The sequence below is a fragment of the Eudoraea algarum genome, assembly GCF_050589645.1.
Classification (GTDB): domain Bacteria; phylum Bacteroidota; class Bacteroidia; order Flavobacteriales; family Flavobacteriaceae; genus JBNGOQ01.
Window position 1 is genome coordinate 299,873 of sequence record NZ_JBNGOQ010000004.1, and the last position, 25,987, is coordinate 325,859.

The following is a 25,987-nucleotide window of genomic DNA, read 5'->3' on the forward strand; positions in this document are numbered from 1 at the left end:
CTAGACTAATGGCTATATATTATCCATCATTATTCTGTTCTAAAGGTTCAATACTACAGGCTTCAAAGATGATAGAATTCGAGAATTTTGTTATCGACCGAGGTGAAGAATGTTATGTTTTTGATATTGTTGGATATGGATTTGATATTTATCCATTACGGGATAAATCTAAGATTTTTCGAATAATGAATTCTCAAATGCCAGATTATTTTCAAATTCATGCAACTCCTGAGAATAATAAGCTTGACAAAGTTTTTTCTCCCTATAAAGCTAGATTTAAGAAAGACTTTCTTATGGATGGAGTGGTTGCCATTAAAAAGGGAGAATCGTTTTATTTTGAATTGGATAGGGTTGAAAAGGATTACTATGATTTGTTTAATGATTATAGAAAGGTCATTAGATTGAAAGATTCAGAGGCGAAGTTTTTTTTGGAATTTTTCGAAGATGAAAAAGATTAGTTGATACTAAAATGAAAACTCCCGTCCCTGTGGTTCTCCAATTTATGGTAGAAATGAGTAAGTGTAATTAAACGATTAAAAGCCACATTCTCCTAAGCGAGATTGTGGCTTTTTTATGCATTGGGGTCAAAGTATGTATTACAAAAGAAAATGCGAAACAGCGGTAGGGTGTAAGCTTATTTCTGTTGTTTGACCTTCTTAATTAAAGTAATTCCTTTGAGCGTTGTGATTTGGAAACGTTTGTGTCTGGACTTGTTCATTACCGTAAGTTCTCAAATTTTAATGAGAATTGGTTATTTGTGTTGTTCAATTTTTACTTTTATGTTATTGTATTAATATTCAGCATTTATAGGAGTTTATATTGAAAAAATAATGGAAATAACGGTTTTGGGTCGGGAAATTGAGAGTGGTTGAGACATAAATAAGAAACTTTTCTGATCAAGAAAAACCCTCACCGTTTAAGAAGGTTCAAGCACATCTGATTCAATATTAATTTTAGAAATCTCATGTACTTTTGTCGAAGTGCACTTCAATTTTGTTTCGTCGAAAATCACCAAATTTATTCCGTCTTCATGAAGCGAACTACCATACTCTACTCCATCGTACCCTAAATGCTTAATGTACTCGCATAAATATTGAGTGGGCAAATAATCTAATTCATTATCAAGCCTTCTTAATGGTTTTGAAAGTTCCGCTTCCAGAAGGTCAATGAAGGCCTTGTTTTTTACATATTTTTCTACGGAGAAATCATCAAGAAAGGGGCTTACTTGATAAGAAGTACGCAAAGTAATAACCTTAATATTTTCTTGAAGTTTAAATTCGCCAATTGTGACGTAATCCAAAAAAGTTGCTCTGGCTTCATACAGTGTAGTCTTTGTAGATTGAGCTAGGTAGAGGTAAGGAATTCCTTGGGGATTGGCTCTACCCGCTTTTGCAAGTTTATGGGGAGGTTTACCCATATTAGTTGGAAGGTGACCTTCTGAGCTAGCAGAAATTCTGGATCGATAAAATATTTTACCTTTGGTATAACTTCGCACTGGTAGAACTTCTTCAACAAGTTCTAAATCTGCAGGATTTTTAATTAAGAACCTGTTTTCATTTTTTAATTCTATTTTGAATGCTTCCCAATTTTGAATTAAATCTTCAGTCTCTGTATGATGAACAAGTTTAACATTGTTTTCAATGAGCGGCTGATATTTCTCGTGATTGTCTATTATTGATGTAAGAAGGCTTTTAGTAATTTTTTCAGCAGTGATGTTGAAGATTGACCAATCTTCATCTAAAACCTTGCTTAATTCAACCCCGTCTTCGGCAATCTCATATATATCCAAAAGCGGAAAAAAATGATCCTGTAATTCCTTACAATCAATAAGTGATGCTTTTTTGGTATCACAATGATCGCAATCGCCATTGGTATTGGAGTTATTCTCTATGAAGCCTTTGATCTCTTTGTCCAAAAAACAGTTTGCGCAACAATTCATAATCAAACAAAATAATCACGTACTAATTCTATATGATTAAGAATAGAAAGCTTTTTTACTGTTCCAAGCCCAGGGTACCTACCTTCTTTATGTAATTTTCTAAACTCGTCACTTGCCTTCGTATGAATATTGAATTTATCAAGGAATGGAATCATTTTTTCCATAGCCTCGCCAAACTTTCCGGCTACATCTGATATATCGTCATTTGATTTTGAAACAAAATGAGCAATTCGGAATTCGTGGTCAGCATCAAAATAAGTTAGATGAATGGCAACGGCGTACGGAGAATACCCTTTATCAAGATACTCATTGCCAATTGTTAAAAAATCTGAATACCCCACAAAACCATCGTCTTTATAGTATAAATGCTCATCACTGAAAAATTCGTCAGGCTTTTTGGCGTAATCTTTATTTCTTGGAAGCTTGTTAAACGGATCTGAGAGAACCACCAAACTTTTGTTTACTTTTTTTAGCGTTCTAAGAGTTTTTCTGCTTCCTTCGGAATCTGTGATTATATATTTTATGTTATGATTATCATTAAACTTTCTAAGTTCCTCAATCTCGGGAAGTGATTCAACAACAAATACAATTGGCCTTTCATTGATTCCAAAATTCTTTAAGTCCTCACTGACTTTAGCAAAGTTTATATTCTCTTGTAATATGATTCCGGTGTTAAATTGCCCAAGAGCTATCAAGGGATTAAATAAGTTTGAATAGACTTTCTTAACTTTTTTCTTGAAGTCGCCAACTTTGGGATTGATAATCACTGTAAAGTCCACTTCATTCTTAATTAGTAATTCACAGGTACTAAAAAAAGTTGAAGATTCCTTAACTGGTTCAATGATTGGACAAATCTGCCCGCATTCAGCGAGTAATTCGGCAAATTCTCTCAAAGCAATTAACTCGAATTGCTTCCCCCTTAAAAAAGGAAAATACATCTTATATCTTTTGGTTAATAAATTTCTTTAGTTCGTAAATGTCATTGTTTGAGAAATTAGAACTTATTCCAATATGCTTGAGGTATCTGGGAAGGGTCTCCGAGGCTATTTCTTCCTTTCCCTTTAGAGATCGTTGTTTTAAACAACTAAACATAAGATCATGGAAAACCAAAGGATCAATTTCAAGAGCCAAATTGAGACATTCTCTGAAAAATTGGGTGTTTGGCACTTCAGGCAGATACCCGAAGTAATTTTGGATTATCTTGGAATATTCTCCTTTCCTTAGACATTTAAACATATAGCTAATATCCAAGTGGCTAGAGTCTGTTTTAGGTTTAATTCGTTCTACTAAGGTATTTCGTCTGCTAAAGTAAATTAAACCAATGTTAGATAAATTATTCTTCGCGAAGAATGAAATATACTTTTGCGCGATGCTATAATGAGTTACTACAACTACATTAAGAAAAGATTTTCGATACTCGTTAATTTGAGACAAAAGTCTATCTGTCGAGTCGTATTCGGTTTTTATTTCATAAACAACAGAAGTCCCATTCAATAAAACCAAATCTGCTATGGATTTTCCAATTCTAAACTCATTGAATGCAATAGCTGTATTTAAATTATGCCTTCCTAATAGAATTTTGTTAACTATGGTGTTTTTGTAGATATACTCATTCCTGTAGCTCAATAGCATTGAATTGTATAAATGCTCGAAAAAGTCATTGTAAGTTGATAATTCAATTTTTGGGTTAAAACTTGAGTATTTTTTTGCCTTCCTTTTGATGAAATCATGTTCACCTTTTTTAAGAATTCTATCAAACGAGGAATTACTGAATACCAGGGATGTATATTTGAGAAGCGATTGATGTGACTGCTGGTTTGGCATGTTTTACAGAAACTGTTGTTTGTTTAGGTAAAATTACTTCATAAAAATTTAATAAGAACTATACCGTATTTGGTCTAAAAACTGATGCTATTATATAATTGGTTAAGTCACCTAAACGTATTAAAGCTCAGGTCACAACATTTTGTTTTCGAATTTAGAAAGACAGTAAAACTGCTAAAATATTTCTTAGATAAGCAGAACTTACCTCGAGGAATACTCAAATATAATAATTTTCCGACAACAACATTACGTATTTCCGTAGATGATTGGAATAATGGAAATAGGAAGTTCAAGCTCTAAACTGAAAACCGTTCTAATTCCTAAAAGAAAAAGCACTATCAAATTTGAATGCACTTTTGCTTATTTCCATTACTCATTCATAACGAAATACTATCTTTAGCAATCAAACAAATAGAATTATAAGAGAAATCTAAACAAGGACATATTGAAATAACGAAGCGTTAAGTTATTCTCGATTCAGAAAATCGCCAGTTTAAAGAATCCTACAGGAATAATAGATGTAACGCTCGCGCTACGGCGTGGGCTGTATCTATTTGTAGGATGGGTGTCTGGCGATACCTCTGAATCGGGTAGCTCTGCAGTTCCACGCTTCTTTTTTGTTAACCGCTGTTTGGGACTGGCAGAGGTCAAAACCAATTCCAATGAATACCAAAACAATAGTTACTTTATCGATTATCGCACTATTACTAACTGCATTCATAACAAATCAAGGACGGGGCCAATACCACTACGGAATACACCTATGACGGCAATGGCAATATGATCACCGATGCCAACAAGGGTATTACAAGTATTACGTACAACCATCTGAATTTACCTACACAGGTGACCCTGGGTTCCGGAAATATTCAATATATTTACGACGCCACGGGCGTAAAACAGAAGAAGATCGTCAGCGGCGGTGGTACAACCACCGAGTATGCAGGGAATTACGTATACGAAAACAGTTCTTTGATATTTTTTAACCATGCCGAGGGCTATATAGAACCCGATGGTAGTGGCGGATATGATTATATCTACCAATATAAGGACCATTTGGGGAACATACGTTTGGCCTACCACAATTCAGGCACAGCTGCCAATCCTACTCTGCAAATTAGGGAAGAGAACAATTACTATCCTTTTGGGCTAAAGCACAAGGGGTATAATGGCGGACAGGTTGGGCGCAACCACAAATATGGTTTTGGCGGTAAGGAAGAACAGGATGATGCTGTTGGTGGAAACTCTTTGGACTGGCTGGATTTTGGAGCGCGGAACTATGATGCAGCTTTGGGTAGATGGTTTGTTCTAGATCCAAGGGCTGATGATATTTTGCAGGTTGATTTAACCCCATATAATTATAGTTGGAACAATCCCGGCAATGTATATGATCCAGATGGTGAATGTCCATGGTGTATTGGTGCTGTTATTGGTGCGGTAGTAGATTATGCATCGCAAGTCGCGGTCAACTATGCTCAAGGAAAGACGGGTTTAGATGCATTTACTGATGTTGATGGAACTTCCATACTTATATCTGCGGGAGCTGGAGCACTTTCTGGTGGTTTATCAACCTTGAAAAATGTAGGTAAGGTAGGAAAAGCGACCATCCAAGTAGGCATAGAGATAGCTGAAGAGTCTGCTCAACAACTAAATGAAAATGGCAATATTAATGGCAGTGATTTAGCAACAAACGTAATTCAAGGTAAGGTAATCGATAAATCATTAAGAGATACTCGGTTATTTAAGGAAGTTTCTACAAAAAATGCAGAAAGAAAGCTGGATAGAGCAGAAAGAGTTGCTGGAAGCAATCCAAGAACGAGTAGACAAGAAGCAGTTACAAAAGCTAAAAAAGAAGTCAAAAGTTTAGAAAATCAAAATAAAGCTATTGATGCTTCTAATAAACTTGTTGATCAATCAGCAAATAAAGCAGTTGGAGCAGCTACAACTTTAATGAGAGGAAATAATCAATCTAATATCAAAGTACGGGACGTTCGTACCCAAACTACAAAGGTTCGGGATAACACCCAAGTGAAAATACGGCGAGTGGCAAAACTCCCCATATAAAATATATTTTAATGAGGTTGGTCAAAATTTTGGATCAACCTCATTTTTTCAGTCTTGATTATACCCATCAATGGTCGTTTTGCCATTAATTATCAAGGTGTTCATTATTTCGGAATATTTGTTTTCTTCGTTTTCAAAATCAGCTTCAAACGCAAGAAACAAAACATTATAAAGCGTTTTACCAGCCATAAAACTGTCGTTGTAACCGATAAACTTATTATTTTGGCTTTCAGTGTGTATCTTATACCTTAGGGTCTTCAGGTTATTATAAATGATAATTTCCTTATCTAAAATGGAACAATTGCAGTTGTTTAGAAAAAAGGTTTCGTAGGAATCGTCCAAAAGATTGCCATTTACGAAATTATGTCCATAAATCTTAGATACTACTAAAGTATAGTTGAACTTTGTTGGATTGTTTTTGGCAAACGCATCAATCTCAACATTTTTTATGTCCTTACTTGTATAATTTGTTCCTTTTTCCAAGAAAAAGACATAATCGTTTTTATCATCTACATAGATGCTCCTTTTTTCTTGCGCAATAGTATTTAGAATGAAGAAGGCCAGAAATATTGATGGAATCGCTTTGTTCATTTCTTATGTTTTAGAAAAATTAAAATCCCTAAAAAAGCAAGTGAAATTATAGATACATACTGCATTGTTAGAGATTCATCTAAGTATACGAAAGTCTTCTTTTTTCTGTTGGTCTTGAGGTTTAAAAGTTGTCCTGGCTCTAATGTATCGCAATATCTTCCCTTAATGTTTTTAGAATACTGTTGGCCTTCATAATAGAAGTTAAAATATGCTTTAATACTTTTGTTACTAACCTTACAGGAAACAGGTATGTCCTTAATACTTACTTCAACTACTTCACCATTTCTGATTATGTTGAATTTTTCATAACTATTAATTGCTATGGCGATTGCAATTGCCATAAAAATAGAACCGAATACCCTATACATATCTAGCACAAGTTTTTTTGGACTTGCCATCAAGGTGTGGAAAAAACAAAATCAGAACTGTCCAAAAGAGTATTTTTTCATCTTATCAACTAATTAAGTATAAATGTAATCAAATATTAGTTTAATCTCTAAATAGAGAAGGAAATTTCTTATATTGTATCTCAAGCTAGCACCAGACCCCTGCCACCCCCCGTTACAACTAGTGGACTATAGCTACAACACCCGCGGCTGGCTTACGAGCATCAACGATGTCAACAATATAGCCAGTGATCTCTTCAGTTTCCGGCTGGGCTATAACGAGGGCAGCGATCCGCTCTACAACGGCAATATTGCCAAGAGCGAGTGGAAGACCGCCAATACGGACCAAAGCCTAAGGGATTATGCCTATACCTATGATGCGCTCAACAGGATCACCACCGCCATAGACAATACCGGTAATTACAGCCTGGGCAGTGCTACGAACCCGGTGACCTATGACAAGAACGGGAATATTGGCCTCCTGCTGCGCAAGGGCCATACCAATGCCGCGGCCACCAGCTTTGGCATTATGGACGATCTGGTCTATACCTATGACAACAACAGCAATAAATTGAAGAAAGTAGCGGACGCAGCGCCCATAGATGCCTTTGGGTTTAAGGACGATGCGGTGAACACGGCCGCCGATACTGTGGACGATTACACCTATGATGCCAATGGCAACATGCTTACCGATGCCAACAAGGGTATTACAAGTATTACGTACAACCATCTGAATTTACCTACACAGGTGACCCTGGGTTCCGGAAATATTCAATATATTTACGATGCCACGGGCGTAAAACAGAAGAAAGTTGTAAACGAGACCGGGCTAAGTTCTGTGACAACCGAATATGCTGGTGACTATGTTTATGAAAACAGCAGTTTAAAGCAGTTCAACCACCTGGAAGGATATATTGAGCCGAATGGAAGTAACTATCAATATGTATATCAACTCAAGGACATCTGGGGCAATACGAGGATTACCTATTCCGATGACAACGGTGATGGTTCCGTTACCAGTTCTGAAATCCGTAGAGAACAGAATTACTATCCCTTCGGTCTGGAGCATCAAGGATATAATGGTGCCTCTTATGGAGTTAAAAACAATCTAAAGACCTATCAGGGTCAGGAGTTTACAGAAGACCTTGATCTCAACACCCATGAGTGGAGATATCGTGTCAGTGACCCTGCTACTGGAAGGTTTTGGCAGATTGATCCGTTAGCAGAGGACTATAGCTATAATTCCACCTATGCATTTCAAGAGAATAAACTGGGTATAGGAGTAGAATTGGAGGGCTTAGAAGTTGGGGGGTTTCTCAATCCGGCCGATATCTTTAATTTTAGAGATGGCAAAGGGAAGCCAGTGCTTACCTTTGGGTTGCATAAAATCAAACTACCTATGGCCTCCCGTAATACAAACGGTGGCGCAGGTGCGTTCATTGAGAATACTGTGAAGGCCATATATAACGGCGCCGCAAGCACCTTTAATGAAGGTATGGAAGGTGGGAATATGGGTGATATGGCTGCTGATGGTGTTGCGGAAATGGGTAATATCGCTAGAAGAATAGAAAACGGAGAGGCAACTGTAGAAGATGCTGAGAACGTTGTAGCTGGGGCAGCTATGACAGTACTCAGAAGTAAGATAAAAACAGTCGGTAATAAAAAGTTCAACGGGAAAGCCGACACAAAAAGTACAACTTCTCGGGAAGCTTTCAGAAATGCCAAAGATCAAAATGGTATTCCTAGAAGTCAACAACCTGATAAAACATTTAACACTCCTGACAAGAATACAGGACAGAATTTAAAAACGTACGAGTTCACTAATAGCAAAGGTGAGAAGGTTCAGATAAGGAAAGACAATCCAAGGACTTTTCCAGATGGGGGCAAGCAAGGCCCTCATTTCAATGCTGGCAAAGCAGGTCAAAAGCTAAAACAGCATCATAATTTCGACAATAATGGAAGTAAATAAAATAAAAGAGATTTTTCCAAATCATTATCAAATGATATTGGATTTTCCAACTACAGCAGTATTGAAGAAACTACTAAATAGAAATGTTAAATATGTATGGGTTTTTGAACACGTAGAAAACATAAATATGTGGAGTCCTTACAGGCATTCATTATTTGGAGAAAATGTAAATGAGTTGGAAATGCTCGTAGAGGTTAGGAATATGAGCATGGAATATTTAGTGGAAACATCTGATTTTTTTAAGCTCATCCCGAAAATCAATCAACCCATAACCCTATATCAAATTGATGAAAAGCCCCCTTCTTATGTAGATTTGAGAAGACTCAATGGAAAAGGTAAGTATGATTTGCTTAAAAAGGAAGTTGATTATCTATTTGAAATTGAAATTCCATATCCGTCGGACTATTCTCCTATAGTTAGCCCTAGTGAGGAATTTTTGAAGTCAATCGCAATTAACAACGATATAACAAATTTACCCTGAAATCGTCGCTACTTCTAGCCTTCAAAGGCTGGTAGGCACCCATGCTAATAGTAGTTTAATTTAACATTAGTAAAAAAGATTTAAACCACAATCTCCCAAGTGGGGGTTGTGGTTTTTGTATGTAGTGGTTGCTTTTGGATTTCCTTTTCCGCGGTATAGTTTCCAAAAGCTTTGAGATTCAGAATCCACCTTTAGGTGGATGACGCACAGTTTTGGAAACGGTTTTTCCGAAGGAAAAAATACCTCGGAAAAGGTGTCCTTTCCCTGCCCGTCCGCAGGCGGGTTTTGTTTCGTTTTCTCTTGCCTCCGACGAGTGCAACGAGAGGAAGGCACAGCAAAGAAAATGAAAAGACCTATTTTTACGACGCCGCGGGCGTAAAACAGAAGAAAGTTGTAAACGAGACCGGGCTAAGTTCTGTGACAACCAAATATGCAGGAAACTATATCTATGAAAGCAGTTCCTTGCAATTCTTTAACCATGCGGAAGGCTATGTGGAGCCGAATGGCAGCAATTGGGACTATGTGTACCAATACAAGGACCATTTGGGCAACATACGTTTGGCCTACCATAACTCTGGTACCGCTTCCAACCCAACCCTGCAAATCAGGGAGGAGAACAACTACTATCCTTTTGGGCTAAAGCACAAGGGGTACAATGGTGGACAGGTAGGTAGGGACCATAAATATGGTTTTGGTGGAAAAGAAGAACAGGATGACGCTGTTGGTGGAAGTTCCTTGGATTGGTTGGATTTTGGAGCGCGGAATTATGATGCGGCCTTGGGTAGGTGGATGAATTTGGATCCGCTGGCGGAGTTGATGCGTAGACATTCACCGTATAACTATGCTTTTAACAATCCTGAGATTTTTATTGATCCAGACGGTCAAAACCCGCTTTCAACACATACTGACCAAAATGGAAATGTTCTAGCTGTATACAATGATGGGGATAATAATGTCTATAAGCACGATGATGCTAAAACGAAAGCTGATGTTGATAAAAAGAGATCGGCAATCGCGAAAGGAGGTGTTGATGGAAAAAAGGGTGGTGTTAGGATTACTTCCGGAGGTGGTGAAAAAGTTGGAGAGACTGAATATTGGGATGAGTTTAGAAGTCATGATAACGAAACTGGAGAAATATTGGATGAGGTTATTCCGGGGGCAAAGATTGAATTCGGAGAATCCTGGGATGAAACAGTTAAAGAGTTAAATGAATCTAGTTCTCAAATGTCGTTAAAACAAATCGCCGGAGAATCCGTAACAAATGGTGACTTCGATATTAAATCAAACAAGAAGCTTGCCCCTTCAGGTGCAGGTACCGGGAAATTATTAAATGGCAAATATGCTACTGCAAGGTCAGCCGGTAATTTTTTAGCAGGAATGAATGGAGCAACAGGAAAAACAGGGCAGTTTGGAGGTGGTTTTCATATAAGTAAGTCAACTTATATGAAAATGGCAGGAGCTCTGCACAATGGGAACTGGAACGCCTGGAACGCAGGCAGGATACTGTTTTTTGGAAAGGCATTTGGCCCAGCCCCATACTTTGGTGAAATCCCTTATGCAGGTCGTCAAATAAGCAGCGGATTTGATGCTGGGGTTAATATTAGAAATTAATAATACTAAAAACATGAAGAAAATAAAACCAATATTATGGGTTTTGGGATTACTAGTAGTCTTATTTTATGTGATAAAGAACGTATTTCCCGAAATGAAACCAGTTTATCTGATAAAAGAAATAGCGTTTGAAGATTCAAAAGAAAAGGTTTATTTGAAAAAAATGAATAGAGGCTTAAACTATTCTGTTATGTACCTTACTACTAGCTCGGAGGAGAGGGAACCAAATGAAACTTATGACTATATTTTTGAAAACTCAGATGCCGAAATATTCTATAGAATAAAAAAAGATACTTTGGAATTGCTAAGTTATTATGCGGTTAAAAAGCCCAAACATTTCGACTCTAAACTTATTATTGAAATTTCTAATATCACGGATAATTCTAAATATACTGGTTTATTGGACACTTATGAACAACTTGGACTGCACAAGTGGGGTAGTTCTGTGAGCCAAAACAAATAGAGCTATAAAAAATTGCTAAACCACATCTTGACCTGATGGTTTAGGCAAGAGTAAACAAAAATGGTTAAAGCCACAATCTCCCAAGTGGGGGTTGTGGTTTTTCTTTTGAGGGGAAAGATTGACTTATATTTGGAAGGCCATAAGCGTGGACGCTCACGGCAGCTGGGGAATGTGATAACGGATAAAATCAAAGTAAAATTTCCGTTAAAAAAAATTAAATGATGGTTATTTCGGACGATAAACAATTGAATGAAAGTGATTACGTATGTTTAAAAGAATTATGGGGTATATATTAATTTTTATTGGATTCTTATGCTTTTTAGCAGTTGGCGGGGGTTCTATGAGATATAGAAACCGTAGTGTTAATCCAAATAATTCATTAAGTGAAGATATCATGATTATTGCTCTTCTTATACTTACACCAGTAATAGGTTATTTTTTAATAAAAATTGGTTTTAAAATTCTAGGAAATGATAAAGAATGATTGAAACCAGATGTCCCCGCTACCGTCACGCCTTGGCGTGATGGTTCCGGCAGAGTAAACAAAAATGATTAAAGCCACAATCTCCCAAGTGGGGTTGTGGTTTTTCTTTGGGGTAAAAGATGCTGTATATTTGGAATACCACCACGCCAAGGCGTGGCAGCAGATGGGGAAATTAATTGCCCATTTTATTAGTTTTCTAATACAACAAAAAAATAGAAGAGCAAATGAAGGACAATAGAATTTTTAGCGTGTTCATTTTTACGCTAATTGTGCTGAACATGTCTTTTTGTCAATCCAAGATTAATGAAAACCCTATTTTAGGAGAGTGGGAGGCTTATAAAAAGACCGATTTGGATGGAGGAGATGGAAGTGATGTGACTTTTGATAGTTTGCCATATACAGTCAAATTGGAACTGAAATTTTTAGATGAGGGTAAATCATACTTTAACAATGGTGAGGGCAAAATCGAAACTGATTATAGTTTGAAGGACAACATATTGAAAGTCTCTCGTTTTACCTATTCTATTGTTGAAATAAATGGTTCTGAATTGGTATTAAAGGAAGAAAAGTTTTTAGGAAAGCTTATTTACCTAAAAAAAGCAGGGGATTAAGGTAATGCTTATTAAATATAAGACTCCGATGGCGCGGATCTGAGATTTATGCAGCAATGATACGAAAGCCACAATCTCCCAAGTAGGGGTTGTGACTTTTTATTTGCAGGAAAAGATTGACTTATGTTTGGAAAGCCACCAGCGTGGACGCTGGCGGCAGCGAGGGACTTTCAATGATCTTAATTTTTCAGAATTAGCAGGTACTACTTTTGGGCACGAAATAGATCGTACGACTAACGAAAGTGCAACGCTAAAACTTCGAGAAGGAGGACCCGCCTCCGAAAGAGCGGCTCAAAAAGTTACCGCAAGAATAATTAAACAACTAAAAGAGAGAAAAAAATAACATGATGGTTAAAAGAGTTTTATTAAGTTTTATGATAGTGTTTGTGGTTTCATGCAATTCTGGCGCAAAGGACAATGAATCCAAAATTGATATTGGCCAAATTGAAGACACAGCAATTAATTTTCTAATGGAGCAACAGGTATTAGAAAAAAGTTTAGACAAGAAAAAATATTATGGAAATCTTTTACTTATCGAACTAGCTACAGATAAACCCATTGACAGTGAGGACAACGGTATCTATCGTCTTGGAGTTTTCAAAAGTCACACCAAAGAATATCTTCTTTTTAAAAATAATAGGGAGATTGAAATTTTTGAGGTAAGCAATTTAGGTGATTGTATTGAAAATTTGTTTGTTTTTTTAAACCGCAACGATGTGGATAAGAATTTGAGAACTATATATATTGAAAAAGTAATTGAACTATACAAAAATAACATAGACAGAAGAAGATTGGTGCCTAAAAGTGACAATAGCTAGTATTGCAAACCGTATATGATGATAAAAAAGCCACACTCTCCCAAGTGGGGGTTGTGGTTTTTCTTTTGGGATCAAAGGATGCTGTATATTTGATAGGCACCAGCGTGGACGCCTGCCCGCCCTTGGAGGGCTCGCGGTAGCGGGGGATGAAGTTGTAGTAACTGCATCAGGAGGCACGACCGCTACCGGAAGTGCTCAAGGATTGCACGTCGAGTCTACGGATACTGGAGATAGAATCTACGGGTATAAGGCCGAAGGACAAGTTGAGGGAGAATATGGGAAAATAAATGGAAGCATTTCTGGTTTTAGCGCTGGATATGACGGATATACGGAGTCGGGTGGAGCCCATGGTAGTGCCAGTATTTATGGAGTTTCTGCTGAAGCTGGGGCTAGGTTAGGAACAGAGGATAACAATATTGCAATTGAAGGAGAGGGAAGTGCTTTTAAAGCTGAAGTACTTGGAGATGCTGGATTATATACGGGAGAAGGTGGTAAGTACGGAGCAGAATTGGGAGGAGAAGCAGGGGCATATGCGCTTGAAGGAGAGTTTACACCATCCATATCAATAGGAGGTTTAAAAATTGGCTTTACTATTGGTGGTTCATTAGGAAGTGCGCATATTGGTGGACGCGCCGCAGGCACTTTTGATAGTAGTACTAATGAAGGAGAGTTAACATTAATGGGGCATGCAGGTCTTGGTGGCGGTTTGAAGTTCGGCTTTTCCATTTCCAATACCGATCAGGAGGTGAATCGAAGAAAGTAAAGGTAGTTTAAGAATATGATTATCACATATATATTATTTTTTGCAGTATTAAATTTTATCATTTTTCACTTCTTAACAGGGAAAGTTGATTTAAGTAATAAGTTGCGTATTGCCTTGATTGTTATTTGTGTAATAATGCTCTTTTTGCATTATTCAAGAGCATTATTCAAGCCACTACCAAACAATTACTTTAATCATCTAATGATTTTTAGCTTGACACTTTTCATACTGCATATTGGTAGTTTCATACCGATTCTGGTTATGAAGAGAATAAACCCAAATTTTGAAAGGCACCTTGCTTTTACTGTATTTAATTTTATGAGGTTCTATGTTATTTATATTTTAATATTTGTATATCAAAGTACTTCATTAATATCGAGTAGCTCTGGGGAGCATTTTAAATCAATATTTTAAGAAGATTTTATTATATGAAATTATTAGTTTACTTACTTGCTGCGCTTAGTACATTAAGTTGTCAAGAAGATAAGATGATAAAATTGGAAAGAAATGGTTTTTCAATATCTTATCCAAGCCATTTAACTCTTGATGAAAGTGGACAAGAGGGGACATCTTTTGTTTTGACAACTCAAAAAAGTGGGCAAAATGATGTCTTTGTAGAAAACATCAATCTGGTCATAAAAAATGTGGGCAAAACCAGCTTGGACGAGTTTAGCAAGCGTACTGAAAATGAAATTAGTACGGTAGCAAATATTATTGAAAGCAATAGATTGAAAATAAATGGTAAGGATTGTTTTAAATTGGTTTTGGAAGCTACTCAAAATAACGTTGACCTTACTTTTGTCCAACATTATTATCTAGAAAATCAAAAAGTTTATCTATTAACTTTTTCAAGTGAAACAAAAGTTTACTATGATTACTATAATGATATGAACACGGTTTTAACGAGCTTTGAAATCAAATAGAGGTTAATCCTTCCAGATGGCCCCCGCTACCGCTAGTCTATGACTAGTGGCGAGCATGAGTAAGAAGTAAATATAATGACCCCTCCGGCTACCGCTAGCTTGTAGCTAGTGGTTCCGGCAGAGTAAGTAAAACTGATTAAAACCACAGTCTCCCAAGTGGGGGTTGTGGTTTTTCTTTTGAGGGGAAAGATTGACTTATATTTGGAAGGCCATAAGCGTGGACGCTCACGGCAGCTGGGGAATGTGATAACGGATAAAATCAAAGTAAAATTTCCGTTAAAAAAAATTAAATGATGGTTATTTCGGACGATAAACAATTGAATGAAAGTGATTACGTATGTTTAAAAGAATTATGGGGTATATATTAATTTTTATTGGATTCTTATGCTTTTTAGCAGTTGGCGGGGGTTCTATGAGATATAGAAACCGTAGTGTTAATCCAAATAATTCATTAAGTGAAGATATCATGATTATTGCTCTTCTTATACTTACACCAGTAATAGGTTATTTTTTAATAAAAATTGGTTTTAAAATTCTAGGAAATGATAAAGAATGATTGAAACCAGATGTCCCCGCTACCGTCACGCCTTGGCGTGATGGTTCAGGCAGAGTAAACAAAAATGGTTAAAACCACAATCTCCTAAGTGGGGGTTGTGGTTTTTTATGTTGGAGCAAGGGATGCTGTATATTTGATATGCCACGAGCGTGGACGCTAGCAGCAGCGAAAGAAATCTTTGAAGCATTTACAAATGATAATTTCACAACAAAAAACATACCGGTCATTGTTTGTCATGGTTTTAGTTTATCTAACCCTAGCGATTATAAGGTCTTTGGCTATACTTCTTTTATTCTATGTTGATAGTTCTTTTATCGAATTTGATTTTGCAAAAGATCAATTGCTTGAAAAGAATAATATTTTTAATAACTACTATTTCTACGCACCCTATTTAATTGGAATAGGAGCAATAATTTTTATAAACCTTTATTTTAAGTTTAACGGGGGTTTTTATTTAGTTGCAGCAATATTGGGTATTGTAGTTTTTAGATTCTTAGATGCTGATATTGTAAGACCAGTCTTTGGGATTTTTGAGAACACTGTAATTAACGTAGTTTTATCATTGATAGTATTTTTATCGTTAGCATATGTTGCATTAAAAACGTATAGTACTAAAGGGGGAAGCAGTAATCCCCCAAGTTAGAGTCCAATAGCGGAGAATTACGAATCCGTACGGGCATACCATTTTTTAGTCAGCAAAACGTAGCTTACCAGTCCTGCACAAATAGCAATCATAGCTATCAATGCAAGTTTCAGTGCAAGCATTGGATTTTGGGATAATTCATCATAAAACAATCCTATTAGAAGGGAGAGTATTTTAGTTGGGACAAATGCCAGACTGATAAGTATGGCCAAATATTTTGGATTCGCATATTGTGTTAGGACCGAGTGAATAATGGGGGCTATATGAATTTCAGCAAGGCTGAGCAATACCAATGAAATTAGATAAAGCGCGATATGCTGGTCAGCGGGAACCTCGGGAATAAACAAGAGTATTCCAAAGGAAATAGCACCTAAAAGAAATCCAACCGTCAGCTTTACGAATTGGCTGTTATAAAAATAGGACCAGAGAATAATTGCCGCCAGACTAATGGGAACGATGAAAACGGTACTCGTTGAAGCCCAGGAATTTTTAAGGATGTTTAAGGAGGAAAATTCACTAAATGCTATCTGCAGATCAAAAATTCCTATGCTGGAAACTTCGTAAATGGCCCAGAACAACCCAACAAGGACAAATGCGATTAATATCTTTACTACCCGTTCGCCCATCCCTGTATCCTTTTCTAGAATTTGGTTAAGGACCGTTTCTCTTGACAGCAACGGAAAAATGATAGAAAACAGCATTAGGATTCCGGCTATGCTGAATCCTATAGTCCAGCCAAGTTCATGGCCAAGATAGCCGATGAAGAAGGGGCCGATAAAACCACCGATATTCACGGCCAGATAAAGTATAGTGAATCCGGCATCCAAGAGCTTGGTGTTGTTGAGGTAGAGTTTTCCAAAATGAGAAATAATGTTGGGGGTATATAATCCTCCCCCAAGAACCACAAGAAAAAGTCCGAGGTACAATCCCGTAACAGAGGGAATACAAAAACTGAAAGCACCTATGGCCTGTAAAACACCGCCTATAATTAACGCTCTCTTATTTCCTAAAAGCAAATCGCCCAGTAATGCGCCTATAAGCTGTGAAAAAACAATGGCCCCGGTGAACCACGCATAAACTTTCATAGCCTCAACATCGGACATCTGCAAGCTTTCGCTTACCATGTAGAGCACAATCAGCGCACGCAATCCATAAAAAGCGGCCCTTTCAAGCAATCTTGAACAAGCGTATGTGAAGGTATACTTGGTATGCTTTTGATGTAGTATTCTTTCCATGCAGTTTGGTTCGCAATTTAAGGAATTATGGAAAACAACAACTGCACTGGTTGTTGGTTCTGGGAAGCAGGATTAAAAGGCGGAAAGGTGTAGTCCATGCCTTCTGATGTGATGGTTTTATGCAAAAAAAGTTAATCTTCCTCCACCCGCTTTAAAAACTTCGCCGGATTTCCGGCCACTACGGTATTGGATGCAACATCCTTGGTCACCACCGATCCCGCTGCTACAACGGCATTATCCCCTATGGCTACTCCGGGCAAGATCACCGCATTCCCGCCGATCCACACATTATTCCCAATGGCGATGGGTAGGGCGTAACCACTCTTGTTACGGTCTACCGGCTCCAGGGCATGCCCCGCAGTATAGATACCTACATTAGGCCCCAACATGCAATCGTCCCCTATGGTAACCTTGGCGATATCCACAATGACACAATTGTAACCCGCATAAAAGTTCTTCCCCACGGTTATATTATGGCCCAGATCGCAGTGAAAATTATGCTCAATGTGTATACCGGGCCCAACTTGCCCCAACAATTTCCTGAGGAGGGTTTCCTGTGCGCTAAGATCGTGGGCAGGGATAGTATTAAACTGTTGGACCAAGCCTTTGGCCTTGAGGCTCTGTCTGCGCAAGTCCGCATCGTCCCTTTGGTAAATGATCTTTTCCGGTTTTTTCATAAAGTATCCTGTACTGATTTAAATTTGGGTGCTATTTCTTCATTTCCTTTTTATAGAGGTCAAAGAGGGAATCATTGATCTGCCCCAGTTTTTCGATAAGCTTCTTTTCCTGGTCCTTCAGGGTTTCCAATCCTTGTCCCATCTTTCCTTTTTGTTTTTCGGTATCGGACGAGGCCAACTCCTCCAGCATGCTTCTTAGCTTATTCTTGTGCTCGTGCGTAAAAATGGCCATGGATGAATTATCAATACGCGCTTGGGTCTTTTCCAAAAAAAGGAGGGATTGGGAATAGCTGTCTTCCAAACGGACCAATACCTCCTGCAGCTGGGCCTTTTTGACCTTTCGCTTCCGCACCACCCGCTTTTCGATCAGCAAGCGCCCCTCCCGAAGCACGCCCACCAATTCCTGGATGTACCGCAATTCCTGCTGCAGCTTACTTTCCATATGGCTTTGTTCCAGGGCGATAAGCCCCTTGTATTTTTCCAACTTTCTGTTGGTAACGTATACCCATACCAGCGAGATAACGGTAATCCCCAAGGAAACAATGGCTATGATATCTTCGGTTTCCATAATATATCGTATAAATCGTGTTCTTGTTCAAATCGTGTTTTGCACCATTTTAAAAAGCCTGCATCCTGTCTGAAGACATAGCTCTTTTCCGGCTGGTTCAAGTACTCCAGCAAATAAATCAGGTCAGCGTGCAATTTCTTGATCTGCTCCATGGCCCGGACGAAGTCATGCATTTTCAGTTGCAGGGTGAGTCCGTTGTGAAAGGCCAGGATGTTGGGGTTAAACATTGCAATGGCCCGTTTGATGTTGGCGATCATAAGCCGATCTACATCCCTTTTCGGCAGGGCATCATCTGCGGTCAAGGCCAAGAGGTAATACAGATCCACCTTATGGCCGTTGCTTCTCAACTGTTCAACCTTTTCCATTTTTTTTTCGTACTCCGGTCCCTTATTGTACGACCCAAAAAGTACTATACGGTCTTCCATACCTACTGTTTAGCATTAGCAATACCTATTTCCCTCGGTAGTTCGGTTTTTTTTTCCAGCTGTCCCATTCCTCCCTTGGGCGATCCAGAAAGGTAAATTTTATTCCAAATTCCCTGAGTAGGGTAATCAAATGTGCCGCGCCCCTATTACCGCATAGGAACAACACCTCATCCGCCTTTTGACAAATACTGGAATAACCTATCAAAGGTTGGTCCAGGATAATGGTTCCGGGGGCCATACTGTCCGTGCTCCCCGCCATGATACTGCGCTTAAATGCATAGAACGATTGGCTTTGGTGTGCATACCCCGATCGGTCACCCCTGGAGAGGCCATGTGGCGGAATACCCTGGACCGTTGCCAATTTTTTGACGTAGCGGTAATGGTCCCAAAAGGAATAGTATTCGGCATCGAACAGCGCACCTTCATCATTTCTATAGGTAGAAATGGAGGCCTTGATCATCCATTGGAACAAGGCCCTAAGGTCCTCACGGGATAGGGTGTCCAACTGCTGTTTTTCCTGTTCGCTGAGCATAATCGTTTGCTTGGGCCCTTGGGCTACCTAAAGATAACGATAATTGCCCGTAGCTACGGAATGTACAATGAAGAAGCTATGGCAGCGACAGATTTTGGTCTGGAAAACCAAAAAAATAAAGATGTAAGGGCCAGAACTGTTCTAGAACGGGCGGTAGCTGAATTTTTGTCCGCCTACCGAGGCGTCGGCCATAAGGCCCGCCTTGGGCAGCGCAAAAACGGCCACCCCGTCCTTGTACTTGGCATTCACCGCAATACCCGATTTTACCGCAACGGCAGAGGCTTCCGCGGCAAAGGCGAACTTACCTTCCTTAAAACGTTCCAGGTCCACCGCGGTCTCAAAAAAGATGACCTCTATAATGGCCTGGCCACCGGCCTGCAGGCCTACGTTCAGTTTTTTGAGTCCGGCCATGCCGATTAGGTTTCCACCTTCATAGACGGCCCCGTTTCCAGAGGCGCCCCCAATGATAAAACCGCCCTTTCCCACATTGGGAAAAATAACATAGCCGGCCGAGTTATTGAAAAAACGCTTGAGTCCCGCGTCCGATTTTACCAGGTCCCGTTTTGCCTTTTTGGCATCGTTGATTACTTTGTTTTCCTTCTTGGTCTGTGCGCTGGTGGCGACGGCAAGGAACATAATGCCAACCAGGGTCAATGCTTTTATCACTTTCATATCTGTTGTTTGTTTCAAATGTTAAAGATAATCACTTGAGGGCCTATGAAGCGTGTTCCCGATGATAAAAAAGTGTTAATGCCATATGCTTGTGGTATTTGGGCATTAAAAAACCCCCTATCCGTGTGGAAAGGGGGCAGTTTCATAAACGGGAAGGGACTATTCCGAAGGCCATTGCGGGCTCTCCATAATTTCTTCCATTTGTTTTACATGGCGCTCCGTATGTCCGGACATGAACAACATGATCTGATAGGCATCTATGGTGCCAAAGGGCAATTGCCCGTAATGGTTGCGCAGATCGTCTTGGGTATCTTTCATGTAGGCAATATGTTCCTTGCGTTTGGAAACAAAGGCCTCCAGGGTTTCTGCATGGGAACCGAATTTTCCGGTGGGCTCAAAAGGTTCCGAGGTCTTCACCTTGTTGGTACGGTCGGTAATAAGGCCCAACAATTGTTCATCGGACATTTTTACTTCGGCCCGTTTGGCCGGATCTGCTGGGGTCTGTAAGGACCCATGGAACATTTGATCAAAGGTATTTTCGGAAATGGCCAGGTGCTCCACGCACTCGGCTATGGACCAGGAGGCCTCCGATGCCTTGTAGTTGAGCTGGGCTTCGCTCAGCCCTTCCACCACACTTAAAAGATGGTCATGCGTCTTGGTCATTTCCTTTACGGCAAATTTCCGTTCCGCATCGGTAAGGCCGGTTTCCATAACTCCAAAACCAAGGAAGGCCAACAAGACGATGGGTAAGATAACTTTTTTCATTTTCAATAAGATTTTTGGTTGCTATTACTTTCAATGGTATGCTTTTATACCAAGGACGAACAAGTTAGAGGAATTTGGACACTTTTTGGAATTTTTTTTCGGAAAGCGGGGCCACTACCTAAAATACGCAGCCGGATTTTTGGCCATCGCCTCAATTTTCTGGAAGTACTGCCCTACATGACGGCCATCGGCTACCGCGTGGTGTACCTGCACGGAGAGCGGCATCAGCAGCTTGCCGCCGGACTCATAAAACTTGCCCCAGACCATACGGGGAACGCTGTCCGAGGGTTGATAATGCATGGCATGTTCAAAACCGGTGAAACTTACCCAGGGAATGGTGGACAGGAACAGAAAATCGTCCCGTCCCTCCTCATCCTCCAAGGAAGGCTCGGTCCGCATTTTTTTGCTGATGGCGTCCGCACTTTTAATGAACTTCCCGGCCTCTTCCTCATAAGGTACGGTACAAAAACTGAAGACATCGGCCACTTCGGTATATACTGTAAAGGAGGGTTGCACCGTTTCGTGTTCGTATACCTTCCCTTCCCGGATGCGCCATCGGAATTCCGGAATTTCGTTGGCGGCCCTGGCCACCAGATACACGATACTGGGATTGGTAGGAAGGCTTCTTTGCTTTAGGAAAGCAGGAAGCCCCGTAATATCTACCTGGGTGGTAATGTTAAAGTGTGGGCGCGCCATACTATTGAAGAACTCAAAATGCTTTTGACGATGGCTGCTGTTAAAAATAATTTCTTTCATTGTTCTTGGAACCGCATAATTTGGGCACCTAAAGATATTCCAAATTTATTTTCCGCAAGGTGTCGGGGAACCCGAAAAGGAAGAATTTATGGCCGGGTCAGGCGATGGCCCCGGTACAGCTAGGCCACTTCGGTCCGCACATGATCCAGGTCTTTGGGCGTAAGGGGTTTTAGGACATAATTGCGCACCATTTTATAATCCTTTACCCTATTGAGCTCACGGGGATCCACGGAGGAACTGATGATATAAACGGTGATATGGGCCATATCCTCTTGCAGCAATTGCCCCAGATCGTCCAAAAAATCCCAGCCATCCATAATGGGCATGTTGAGGTCCAGGAAGATTACACCCGGGAGCTCGGCACCTTGCTCTTTTAGTTCCTTAAACCCCTCCAGGGCGTCCAGGCCATTGGTATAGACCAGGATATGCTCGCAGAAATCCACTTCGTTCATCATACGCTTGGTACCGTAGATAAAAATAGGGTCGTCGTCAATGACACAAGCGGTCTTTATTTTTTTCATGGGGCGGTAAGTATTTGCGCTTTTTCAAAATACAAGGTAAAGGTAGTGCCCTGGTTGACTGTGCTGGCCACCTCAATTTTTCCGTTCATCGCCTCCACCTGGTTTTTGGTAATAAACAAACCAATGCCCCGGGCATCCTTATGCCGATGAAAGGTCTTGTACATGCCAAAGAGTTTTTTTCCATACTTCTCCAGATCAATGCCAAGACCATTGTCGGTAAAAGTCACCACTACCTGATCGCTCTTTTCCCTGGCCTCTATTTTAATGATCGGTGCTCTTTCCGGAGCGCTGTATTTAATGCTGTTGGTAAAGAGGTTGAGCAGTACGCTGTCCAGATAGGCCGGAATGGCATTAATGGTGATATCCTTATGGACTTTGATCGTTCGTTTGACACCCTTCTCTTTGATGAGCACGCTTAAGTTTTTCTCCACCTGCTTGATCGAGTCGTAAAGCATGACACATTTTAATTTTTCCTGGGCGCTGGTCTTTACCTGTACCACCTCGTTTAGGTGCGATACGGTTTCATTGAGACTTTCAGAGGCATCCCCCAACAGCTTTACCAGACTGGCCTTTTCCGTGGCCCTGCGTTCTTTGGAAAGAAACCCGCTGAGCATGGAAAGGTTGCTGGAATGTGAGCGAAGGTTATGGGAAACGATATGGGCAAAGTTCAAAAGACTTTCGTTTTGTGCACTGGTGATTTCGACCAGGTTCTTTAGTTTTTTCTCTGCGTTCTTCTCTGCCGTAATGTCCCAGTTGACGCCAATCATGCGCAAGGGGTTACCATGGGCATCTCGTCTTACCGTAGACTCGGCTTTGATGAACCTTACTTCCTGGTTGGGCCAGATAACCCTAAATTCGGATTTAAACTCCTTTTCCCCGGCAAGTGCCCTTTCTACCTCTTTTTGACAGCGTTCCTTGTCGTCCGGATGTACACTGGCTTCCCAGGCTTCTACCTCACCGCTAAAATCCGCTTTACGGATGCCGTAGATCTTGTACATAAAATCGTCCCAGATAAGCTTGTTCTGGGTTACGTCATAATCCCAGATCCCGATATCCGCGGCTTGGGTGGCTATGGCCAAGCGTTCGGAAACCTTTTGGTATTCCAAGGCGGTTTTCTTTTTTTCATCAATATCCTGCAAGGTACCGAACAAACGTACACATCGGTTGTCTACCATTTCGGCTTCCCCTTTGGCCCGTACCCATAATTCCTTGCCCTTGCCCGTTACAATTTGGAGTTCAGTATCCCAGGGTTTCCCGGACCGAAGCGCTTCACCTACCAGTTCGCTGATCGCGTCCCGATGCTCCCCGGCCCTGTAAAAGTTGATGCCTTCTTCCAAACTGGGGACATAGTCCGGGGACACTTCATGGATTTCCTTGGTAATTGCCGTCCAGGATAATTGGTTACTGATCAGGTCAAATTCCCAACCCCCTATTCGGGCCACGTTCAGGGCCTTTGACAGCAGTTCCTCCTTTCGTTTGTCCTCTGTAATATCCTCAACAATGGTAATCAATCCGCCAATGGCGCCATCGCCATTTTTCCAGGAGTTTATTTTCCACCGAAGCCATTGTACACTTCCGTTGGGGTGTACAAACTTTTGTCCTTTGCTCACACTTGCTCCGCCCTTTAGGCAATGCTGATGAATTTCCCTTAGTTCGTTGGGGGTAGCGGGGAGGACTTCATAATAGGTTTTGCCTATGATATCGGTGTCCGTAATACCAAATTCTTTAAGCCATATCCGGGAATGACTAATAAAACGCATTCCGGTATCCAAAATGGAAACGGCCATAGGGGAATCCTTGATCAAAAAATTAACGGTGAGGGTCTGCAATGGGTGTAGGGTTTTAAGGTTTCGGTCGGTTTCATTCCTTAACGTAGGAAATTACGCTATTATTGTAATGTAAGGCCTACTTTCCCCAAAATTTGGCGGGATGGGAACCCCTGGTCACCTGGATAGAAAAACTTTATCATTTAATAATATTTTAATATGGCCTGTCTATTCCGAGGGTGTTAAATTTTGTATTTTTAGGGATGCTAATCTATCCGTTTTTAACTAAGACAACGGCCTAAATAAATTTATCATGAAGAAAAAATTAACTACCTCTGCAGGAGCACCGGTATCCAACAACCAGCGCTCCCAAACCGCGGGCAACAGAGGTCCCGTATTGATGCAGGACTACAAGCTATTTGAAAAATTGGCCCATCAGAACAGGGAACGTATCCCGGAACGTGTGGTGCATGCCAAGGGATGGGGCGCCATGGGAACCTTTACGGTGACCAAGGACATTAGCAAGTACACCCGAGCCAAACTCTTCTCCGAAGTAGGGAAGAAAACACCTATTCTTTCAAGATTCTCCACAGTGGCTGGGGAAATGGGTGCGGCAGATACCGAGAGGGACGTACGTGGCTTTTCCTTAAAATTCTATACCGAAGAGGGCAACTGGGACCTGGTAGGGAACAATACCCCGGTCTTCTTTCTGAGGGATGGGTATAAATTCCCCGATTTTATCCACACACAAAAAAGACATCCCAAAACCAATTTACGCTCTCCCGAAGCGATGTGGGACTATTGGTCACTTTCTCCCGAAAGTTTGCACCAGGTAACCATACTCATGTCGGATCGTGGTATCCCTACCACGCCCATGCACATGAACGGCTATGGATCGCACACCTTCAGTTTTTGGAACAATGACGGGGAACGCTTTTGGGTAAAATTCCACTTTAAGACCCAGCAGGGCCATAAGCACTATACCAACGAGGAGACTGCCGAGGTAATAGGACAGACCCGGGAAAAATATCAGGAAGAACTTTTTGGCGCCATTGAGAAGGGCAACTACCCCAAGTGGACCATGAAGATACAGATCATGCCAGAGGCCGATGCGGAAAAAACCCCGTACAATCCCTTTGACCTCACCAAAGTATGGCCACATGGCGATTATCCCCTGATCGAGGTGGGTGAAATAGAGCTGAACCAGAATCCCGAAAACTATTGGCAGTATATCGAGAACGCGGCTTACTCGCCCTCCAATGTAGTGCCGGGAATAGGATTCTCGCCCGATAAGGTACTGCAGGCGCGCATTTTCTCTTACGCGGATGCACATAGATATCGTTTGGGCACGCACTATGAGGCCTTACCGGCCAATGCGCCCAAGAGCGAGGTAAACCACTACCATAAGGATGGGGCCATGCGCTTCTTTACCAATGATTTTGGCAATCCCGATGCTTTTTATGAGCCCAACACCAAAGACGGTGCCGCAGAGGATCCCGGCGTGGAGGAACCGCCAATGAAAATCAACGGTGACATCAGGCGTTATGAGGAAAATGACACTTTTGGGGAATACAAACAACCCGGAGACCTGTTCAGATTGTTCAACGCTGAGCAGAAGGAGCGTTTGTTCAACAACATTGCAGCGGCCATGGAGGGTGTTTCCATGGAGATTATTGAAAGGCAGTTGGCGCATTTTGACAAGGCCGACCCCGAATATGGCAATGGGGTGCGCAAGGCTTTGGGAATTACCGAACTTGCTGAATACTAAATTTGTAAATACATATTTTAACGGAACTGTCACGTCCGGGTTAGCTCGATGTGACAGTTTTTTTTATCTTTAAATTCCTATGCAATTACACGCTATAGAGGATGGGTTATGAATGATGAATTGGTGGTGCGTTCGGCGTATGGCGCGATGCGTTTCATCCGACAGTAGGCAGTGAA

The 25,987-nt window shown here is 40.6% G+C and carries 30 protein-coding genes; 15 read left to right on the top strand and 15 right to left on the bottom strand.

From position 1 onward, the window contains the following. Positions 1–8 precede the first annotated feature (8 nt). Positions 9–458: a hypothetical protein gene (locus ACRD67_RS16440; protein WP_430968317.1), complete on the top strand. Its 450-nt coding sequence runs from the start codon at positions 9–11 to the stop codon at positions 456–458. Positions 459–916: 458 nt separating this feature from the next. Here the strand turns inward: ACRD67_RS16440 and ACRD67_RS16445 are convergent, their stop codons facing one another. From ACRD67_RS16445 to ACRD67_RS16455, 3 genes are read right to left on the bottom strand one after another with little or no spacing between them, the layout of a single operon-like run. Further along, complete coding sequence (locus tag ACRD67_RS16445; RefSeq protein ID WP_430968318.1) at positions 917–1,915, bottom strand: RES family NAD+ phosphorylase; 999 nt, start codon at positions 1,913–1,915, stop codon at positions 917–919. 26 nt (positions 1,916–1,941) lie between these two features. After that, positions 1,942–2,877, bottom strand: coding sequence for a sce7725 family protein (locus tag ACRD67_RS16450; RefSeq protein ID WP_430968319.1), 936 nt, complete (start codon positions 2,875–2,877; stop codon positions 1,942–1,944). Between the two features lies 1 nt (position 2,878). Further along, a complete protein-coding gene (locus ACRD67_RS16455; protein WP_430968320.1) occupies positions 2,879–3,763 on the bottom strand; it encodes a sce7726 family protein in 885 nt (294 codons plus the stop codon). A gap of 780 nt (positions 3,764–4,543) precedes the next feature. Here ACRD67_RS16455 and ACRD67_RS16460 point away from each other — a divergent pair. Further along, entirely contained in the window at positions 4,544–5,827 is a 1,284-nt protein-coding gene (locus ACRD67_RS16460) for an RHS repeat domain-containing protein (RefSeq protein ID WP_430968321.1), read from the top strand. Between the two features lie 48 nt (positions 5,828–5,875). Here the strand turns inward: ACRD67_RS16460 and ACRD67_RS16465 are convergent, their stop codons facing one another. Further along, the gene (locus tag ACRD67_RS16465; protein ID WP_430968322.1) at positions 5,876–6,418 is read right to left on the bottom strand and encodes a hypothetical protein; all 543 of its coding nucleotides are present in this window, start codon (positions 6,416–6,418) and stop codon (positions 5,876–5,878) included. After that, entirely contained in the window at positions 6,415–6,786 is a 372-nt protein-coding gene (locus tag ACRD67_RS16470) for a hypothetical protein (protein WP_430968323.1), read from the bottom strand. The genes ACRD67_RS16465 and ACRD67_RS16470 overlap by 4 nt, the downstream gene beginning before the upstream one ends. Positions 6,787–6,940: 154 nt before the next feature. Here ACRD67_RS16470 and ACRD67_RS16475 point away from each other — a divergent pair, with 154 nt between their 5' ends. From ACRD67_RS16475 to ACRD67_RS16530, 12 genes are all read left to right on the top strand, one after another. Then, complete coding sequence (locus ACRD67_RS16475) at positions 6,941–8,773, top strand: HNH/endonuclease VII fold putative polymorphic toxin (protein WP_430968324.1); 1,833 nt, start codon at positions 6,941–6,943, stop codon at positions 8,771–8,773. Next, the gene (locus ACRD67_RS16480) at positions 8,760–9,254 is read left to right on the top strand and encodes a hypothetical protein (RefSeq protein WP_430968325.1); all 495 of its coding nucleotides are present in this window, start codon (positions 8,760–8,762) and stop codon (positions 9,252–9,254) included. The genes ACRD67_RS16475 and ACRD67_RS16480 overlap by 14 nt, the downstream gene beginning before the upstream one ends. Positions 9,255–9,671: 417 nt before the next feature. Continuing rightward, complete coding sequence (locus ACRD67_RS16485; protein ID WP_430968326.1) at positions 9,672–10,865, top strand: RHS repeat domain-containing protein; 1,194 nt, start codon at positions 9,672–9,674, stop codon at positions 10,863–10,865. A gap of 13 nt (positions 10,866–10,878) precedes the next feature. Beyond that, positions 10,879–11,328, top strand: a complete 450-nt coding sequence (locus ACRD67_RS16490) for a hypothetical protein (RefSeq protein ID WP_430968327.1) — start codon at positions 10,879–10,881, stop codon at positions 11,326–11,328. 265 nt (positions 11,329–11,593) lie between these two features. Further along, the gene (locus ACRD67_RS16495) at positions 11,594–11,812 is read left to right on the top strand and encodes a hypothetical protein (protein ID WP_430968328.1); all 219 of its coding nucleotides are present in this window, start codon (positions 11,594–11,596) and stop codon (positions 11,810–11,812) included. A 64-nt stretch (positions 11,813–11,876) separates the two neighbouring features. After that, positions 11,877–12,050: a hypothetical protein gene (locus ACRD67_RS16500; RefSeq protein WP_430968329.1), complete on the top strand. Its 174-nt coding sequence runs from the start codon at positions 11,877–11,879 to the stop codon at positions 12,048–12,050. Next, positions 12,037–12,423 (top strand): hypothetical protein, encoded by a 387-nt coding sequence (locus ACRD67_RS16505; protein ID WP_430968330.1) that lies wholly within the window; start codon positions 12,037–12,039, stop codon positions 12,421–12,423. The genes ACRD67_RS16500 and ACRD67_RS16505 overlap by 14 nt, the downstream gene beginning before the upstream one ends. Before the next feature lie 344 nt (positions 12,424–12,767). After that, the gene (locus tag ACRD67_RS16510; protein ID WP_430968331.1) at positions 12,768–13,241 is read left to right on the top strand and encodes a hypothetical protein; all 474 of its coding nucleotides are present in this window, start codon (positions 12,768–12,770) and stop codon (positions 13,239–13,241) included. Positions 13,242–13,443: 202 nt separating this feature from the next. Beyond that, positions 13,444–14,004 carry a hypothetical protein gene (locus tag ACRD67_RS16515; protein ID WP_430968332.1) on the top strand — a complete coding sequence of 187 codons (561 nt, stop codon included), beginning with the start codon at positions 13,444–13,446 and terminating at the stop codon, positions 14,002–14,004. Positions 14,005–14,432: 428 nt separating this feature from the next. Further along, positions 14,433–14,927: a PsbP-related protein gene (locus ACRD67_RS16520; RefSeq protein WP_430968333.1), complete on the top strand. Its 495-nt coding sequence runs from the start codon at positions 14,433–14,435 to the stop codon at positions 14,925–14,927. A 337-nt stretch (positions 14,928–15,264) separates the two neighbouring features. Then, positions 15,265–15,483, top strand: coding sequence for a hypothetical protein (locus ACRD67_RS16525; protein WP_430968328.1), 219 nt, complete (start codon positions 15,265–15,267; stop codon positions 15,481–15,483). A 193-nt stretch (positions 15,484–15,676) separates the two neighbouring features. Next, the gene (locus ACRD67_RS16530) at positions 15,677–16,126 is read left to right on the top strand and encodes a hypothetical protein (protein WP_430968334.1); all 450 of its coding nucleotides are present in this window, start codon (positions 15,677–15,679) and stop codon (positions 16,124–16,126) included. A 17-nt stretch (positions 16,127–16,143) separates the two neighbouring features. Here the strand turns inward: ACRD67_RS16530 and ACRD67_RS16535 are convergent, their stop codons facing one another. From ACRD67_RS16535 to ACRD67_RS16580, 10 genes are all read right to left on the bottom strand, one after another. Beyond that, complete coding sequence (locus ACRD67_RS16535; RefSeq protein WP_430968335.1) at positions 16,144–17,361, bottom strand: MFS transporter; 1,218 nt, start codon at positions 17,359–17,361, stop codon at positions 16,144–16,146. Positions 17,362–17,492: 131 nt separating this feature from the next. Then, positions 17,493–18,038, bottom strand: coding sequence for a sugar O-acetyltransferase (locus ACRD67_RS16540; RefSeq protein ID WP_430968336.1), 546 nt, complete (start codon positions 18,036–18,038; stop codon positions 17,493–17,495). Between the two features lie 31 nt (positions 18,039–18,069). Next, the gene (locus tag ACRD67_RS16545) at positions 18,070–18,606 is read right to left on the bottom strand and encodes a hypothetical protein (RefSeq protein WP_430968337.1); all 537 of its coding nucleotides are present in this window, start codon (positions 18,604–18,606) and stop codon (positions 18,070–18,072) included. After that, on the bottom strand, positions 18,585–19,031 hold the full coding sequence (locus ACRD67_RS16550; protein WP_430968338.1) for a hypothetical protein: 447 nt from the start codon (positions 19,029–19,031) through the stop codon (positions 18,585–18,587). The genes ACRD67_RS16545 and ACRD67_RS16550 overlap by 22 nt, the downstream gene beginning before the upstream one ends. Before the next feature lie 25 nt (positions 19,032–19,056). Continuing rightward, complete coding sequence (locus tag ACRD67_RS16555) at positions 19,057–19,563, bottom strand: hypothetical protein (protein ID WP_430968339.1); 507 nt, start codon at positions 19,561–19,563, stop codon at positions 19,057–19,059. 141 nt (positions 19,564–19,704) lie between these two features. Continuing rightward, complete coding sequence (locus tag ACRD67_RS16560) at positions 19,705–20,235, bottom strand: lipid-binding SYLF domain-containing protein (protein ID WP_430968340.1); 531 nt, start codon at positions 20,233–20,235, stop codon at positions 19,705–19,707. A gap of 159 nt (positions 20,236–20,394) precedes the next feature. Beyond that, positions 20,395–21,000: a DinB family protein gene (locus tag ACRD67_RS16565; RefSeq protein ID WP_430968341.1), complete on the bottom strand. Its 606-nt coding sequence runs from the start codon at positions 20,998–21,000 to the stop codon at positions 20,395–20,397. A 114-nt stretch (positions 21,001–21,114) separates the two neighbouring features. Continuing rightward, positions 21,115–21,756: a CatA-like O-acetyltransferase gene (locus ACRD67_RS16570; RefSeq protein WP_430968342.1), complete on the bottom strand. Its 642-nt coding sequence runs from the start codon at positions 21,754–21,756 to the stop codon at positions 21,115–21,117. A gap of 119 nt (positions 21,757–21,875) precedes the next feature. Further along, positions 21,876–22,277: a response regulator gene (locus ACRD67_RS16575; RefSeq protein WP_430968343.1), complete on the bottom strand. Its 402-nt coding sequence runs from the start codon at positions 22,275–22,277 to the stop codon at positions 21,876–21,878. Further along, positions 22,274–24,106: a PAS domain-containing protein gene (locus ACRD67_RS16580; protein WP_430968344.1), complete on the bottom strand. Its 1,833-nt coding sequence runs from the start codon at positions 24,104–24,106 to the stop codon at positions 22,274–22,276. Before ACRD67_RS16580 ends, ACRD67_RS16575 begins: the two co-directional genes overlap by 4 nt. Before the next feature lie 247 nt (positions 24,107–24,353). Here ACRD67_RS16580 and ACRD67_RS16585 point away from each other — a divergent pair, with 247 nt between their 5' ends. Next, positions 24,354–25,811: a catalase gene (locus ACRD67_RS16585; protein ID WP_430968675.1), complete on the top strand. Its 1,458-nt coding sequence runs from the start codon at positions 24,354–24,356 to the stop codon at positions 25,809–25,811. Positions 25,812–25,987 lie beyond the last annotated feature (176 nt).